General features: G+C 49.7%; 1 protein-coding gene and 1 pseudogene. Both read left to right on the top strand.

The window, feature by feature from the left end; genetic code table 11:
* Window positions 1–788 (top strand): tyrosine-type recombinase/integrase (locus tag QWZ04_RS20990; protein WP_290330208.1); only part of this gene is annotated, 788 nt, incomplete at its 5' end.
* Window positions 785–1,735, top strand: a pseudogene (locus tag QWZ04_RS20985) (IS91 family transposase); the annotation flags it as partial. The gene QWZ04_RS20990 and the pseudogene QWZ04_RS20985, both read left to right, overlap by 4 nt.
* Window positions 1,736–1,794: the final 59 nt, after the last annotated feature.

The following is a 1,794-nucleotide window of genomic DNA, read 5'->3' as shown; positions in this document are numbered from 1 at the left end:
ATGCCTATTCTCGCGCGGTGCGTCGAATTAGCGAGTTCTTTGACCGTTGTCCCGACACTCCAGACTTAAAAGAATACTTCGTGAGTTTGATAGACACCCACTCATGGAGCACCGTTAAACTCGACCGCAATGGTTTACAGTTTTTCTATCGCTATACCTTAGGCAAACAATGGGAATGGCTTGATATCGTCAAACCGCCGCAAACCCAAAAGCTGCCCGATATCATGACACCACAGCAAGTGGCCCTGCTTATAAGCATGACGCGGCAACGCCGCTATCAAGTCTTCTTTCTCACCTTATATACAATGGGGCTTCGCTTGAGTGAAGGACTCCATCTCACCATCCACGATATCGACAGCCGCACCATGCAAGTGCACGTTCGTGATGGTAAAGGCGGCAAAGATAGATTAGTCCCCTTGCCACAGCGAACTCTCCAAGCGCTTCGAGCGCATTGGGCCACCCATAAGCACCCGAAGCTGATATTCCCAGGTCTTGCCAAAAGTGTTGATAACCCTATGGACAGAGGCGGCATTCAAAAGGCCATGAAACGAGTACTCAAAGACTGTGGTATCCAAAAACTGGTTTCTCCTCACTCGCTTAGGCACTGCTTCGCGACTCATCTTCTAGAGCAAGGGCTAGACTTACGCTCTTTGCAAACCTTGCTCGGTCATGCCAGCCTCAACACCACTGCCCGTTATACTCGAATGACACAACTCAAACAGCGCGATGCGGCACTGGCCATAAATCAACTCGCGGATGCATTAACCTTAATGTGGGAGGAAGCATGAGTACTTTCATAAAATTGCTGCGCGCTCATAAATATGAGCTTGAGCGCCACCTCCTATCACCAAAAATGAACGCTCAAGTCAGCCACGACATTCGCAAGGCGATGTCGGCCATGCTTAGGTGTAAAACCGAGCAACAAGGCCGCTCGCAATGGTTTTGTTCGCACTGCCATCACGATGACCGATTGCCCTTATCCTGTGGGCATCGACATTGCCCACAATGCCAGCACCGCACCACGTGTGATTGGCTGCTGCGTCAAAAACAAAAGCTTCTCCCCACACACTACTTTATGACCACCTTTACCTTGCCATATCAACTGAGAAACCTCGCCAAGAAACAGCCTAAAGCGCTGTATCAGGTGATGTTCTCGGTTGTTGCCAGCGTGCTGAAAAACTTCGCTCAAAAAGAGCAAAAGGGGGAACTGGGTTTTACCGCCGTACTGCATACCCACAGCAGAAAAAGAGACCTGCACCCGCACATACACGTTATCTCGGCGGGCGGAAGGTATGACTCATCCAAACAAGTATGGCACAAGGGCAACAAACGGTACTTGTTTAACGAGTTCGCGCTCGCCAGTGTCTGGCGAGCGCGCTTGCTTGAAGCCATCAATCAACACCCACAACTGTGGTTACCCAAATCGATACCGAAAAAGTGGGTCGTTGACTGCCAAAGCGTGGGCTATGGGGAGCCTGCGTTGGAATATCTATCACGCTATTTATACCGAGGGGTGCTGCCAGATAAAGACATCATTCACAGCGATGACCATAGCGTCACCTTCCGCTTCAAAGAAAGTAAAACCAACGCAATGAAGACACGCACTTTACCCACGGTTGAGTTCTTGCTGCTCATCTTGCAACACGTGCTGCCTAAAGGATTGCAACGAGTAAGAGACTACGGTTTTTTACGCGGCCAAGCAAAAGCGCAACGGGTGCGTATTCAACTCTTGTTGCGTAAGCGTCTAATTAACCACACGTTCTAATTCCGCTCTACCTTTGTCATAGTTTTGCC

Origin of the sequence: Vibrio tapetis subsp. quintayensis, assembly GCF_030409945.1 — a bacterium.
In the GTDB taxonomy this organism is placed as follows: Bacteria; Pseudomonadota; Gammaproteobacteria; order Enterobacterales; family Vibrionaceae; genus Vibrio; species Vibrio quintayensis.
This window is presented reverse-complemented; position numbering and strand designations above follow the sequence as displayed.